3 protein-coding genes are annotated in these 2,196 nt (G+C 72.0%); 1 reads left to right on the top strand and 2 read right to left on the bottom strand.

Translation table 11 applies throughout. From position 1 onward, the window contains the following. The coding region (locus AC27VN_RS39540; protein ID WP_490880224.1) for a DUF1254 domain-containing protein at positions 1 to 628 on the bottom strand (628 nt) is incomplete at its 3' end. A 25-nt stretch (positions 629 to 653) separates the two neighbouring features. Then, a complete protein-coding gene (locus tag AC27VN_RS39535) occupies positions 654 to 1,865 on the bottom strand; it encodes a CaiB/BaiF CoA transferase family protein (protein ID WP_490880223.1) in 1,212 nt (403 codons plus the stop codon). 95 nt (positions 1,866 to 1,960) lie between these two features. Between AC27VN_RS39535 and AC27VN_RS39530 the strand changes: the two genes are divergently transcribed. Beyond that, positions 1,961 to 2,196: helix-turn-helix domain-containing protein (locus AC27VN_RS39530; protein ID WP_490880222.1), on the top strand; the 236-nt coding region annotated here is incomplete at its 3' end.

Here is a 2,196-nt window from a genome sequence, read left to right as displayed (position 1 = left end):
GATACAGGTCGGGCGCGGGAATGCGCGTGTCGCGGCCGTCGAGCACGGTGTCCACGCGCATCGCCGCGTCGGCGCCATCGAGCCGCACGAGCCGCAGGCCCGCCTGCAACTCGCGCACGCGCTCGGCATCGGGGCCGTCGTCCTCCACGAGGATGCGGCCGATCAGCCAGACGTCGTCGCCCGCCGCGCGGATCGTGTGGGTGATGCCCGCGGGCACGGTGCCGCGCCAGCCCGGTCCATGGACCAGCGTGCGCTGCGCCCGGTTGCCGGTGGTGCGCCGCCCCACGTAGGCGAAGGGGTTGGTCCAGGCATCGAGCAGCCCGAGGGTCCAGTAGCGCTCGCCCATGTCGGGCGACTCGATGACCACCGGCCCTTCGCAGAGGTCGAGCCAGGCGTTGCTGTAGACGGTGTCGTTGTTCGGGCTCACCACCTCACGGTCCTCCGGCCCGAGGCGGCGGTGCGTGTGGGTGAACTGGTTGACCCAGCGCATCCGGGTGCCGGGATCCGTCGCGGCGAAGCCCAGCCGCGGATGGCGGCGCGCGGTGGTCGCGGCGCGCATGCGCATCATCTCGAACAGCGGCAGCGTCTGGACGACCGCGGCTTCGCCGTCGTGCGTGAACATGTCCATGGCGTTTTCCTCTTTCATCCGGCGTTCAGGCCACGGCGCCGTCGCGGCGCAGTTGGGCGATTTCCTGCGCGCCGAAGCCCAACGCGCCCAGCACCTCATCGGTGTCCTCGCCACAGGCGGACGCGGCGCGCGGCCGGGCGCGCGGCGCCTCCCCCAGGCTGTAAGGCAAGGCAAGCGAGGGGTAGCGGCTGCCGTCGGCCGCGACCGCGTCGACCAGCATGCCGCTGGCCTGCACGTCCTCGCTGTCGAGCACCTGCCGGTAGCTGCGCACCGCGCCGACGACGATCTGGTTGCGGCTCAGCAGCGCCACGCACTCCTCGCTGGTGAAGGCAGACAGGCATTCGCGCAGCACCGCGCGCAGTTCGGTGCGATGCCGCACGCGCAGTGCATTGCTGCGAAAGCGCGGATCGTCCGCGAGCGCCTCGCGCCCCACCACCCGGCAGAAGCGCGCCCAGTGCTCGTCCGCATAGGCCGACAGCACGATGTGCCCGTCGCGCGTGGGCACCACCTCCGCGGCCGGCGCGTTGTTCGGCTGGCCGTCGCCGATGCGCGTCGGCTCGGGCGCGCCGCCCAGGTAGTCGCACCAGGTGGTGGCCTGCAGGTGCAGCGCCACCTCGAGCAGCGAGGTGCGCAGCGTCTCGCCCCTGCCGGTGCGCGTGCGGCCATAGAGCGCCGCCAGCACCGCCTGCGCGCCCAGGTGCCCCGCGGCCGCGTCGATGACCGGCACGCCCACCTTCTGCGGCAGCCGGTCCGGCTCGCCCGTCACCGACATCAGGCCGCTCTCGGCCTGCGCGGCCACGTCGTAGCCGGGACGCGCGCTCGAGGGCCCGCGGTTCCCAAAGCCCGAGATCGAGAGGTAGATCAGCTTCGGGAAGCGCTCGCGCACCGGCTCCGGCCCGAAGCCCAGGGCCTCCACCGCGCCCGGGCGCAGGTTCTGGATCAGCACGTCGCTGCCCTCGATCAGCCGCCATGCGACCGCACGCCCGGCCTCGCTCTTGAGATCGAGCGCGATCGAGCGCTTGCCGCGGCTGTAGGCCCGGATCATCGACTCGCCGTAGCGCCCGATGTGGCGCGCTTGGTCGCCCGCGATCGGCTCGATCTTCACCACCTCGGCGCCCAGCTCGGCCAGCACCATCGCCGCGCCCGGGCCGGCGATGTACTGCCCCATGTCGATCACGCGCACGCCCGCCAGCGGTGCCGCGGGGCCGGATGTCTCTGTCGTTGTCTCGGTGTTCATCGGCCCGGACCTTATCCCCTTCCCCTATTCTTGAAAATTCGATAATCGTGAGGGAGCGATCACGATCAGCTATCGCCTCCGACACCGAACCGCCCATGGACGCCAAGACCCACCATCTCGTGCGCAAGCTGCGCCTGCGGCACCTCGAGCTGCTCGCCGCGCTCTCCGAGACCGCCACCATGCGCGGCGCGGCGGCGCGGCTGCACCTGAGCCAGCCCGCGATCAGCAAGATGCTCGGCGAGATCGAGGGCTGCTTCGGCGCGCGGCTGTTCGAGCGCAGCCACCAGGGCATTCACGCCAACGCGCTGGGCGCGAGCGCCGTGTTTCGCGC

This window comes from Variovorax sp. 20P10.2.4, from assembly GCF_058244205.1.
The sequence above is the reverse complement of the archived record's forward strand: the minus strand, read 5'-3'. Positions and strand labels throughout refer to the sequence as shown.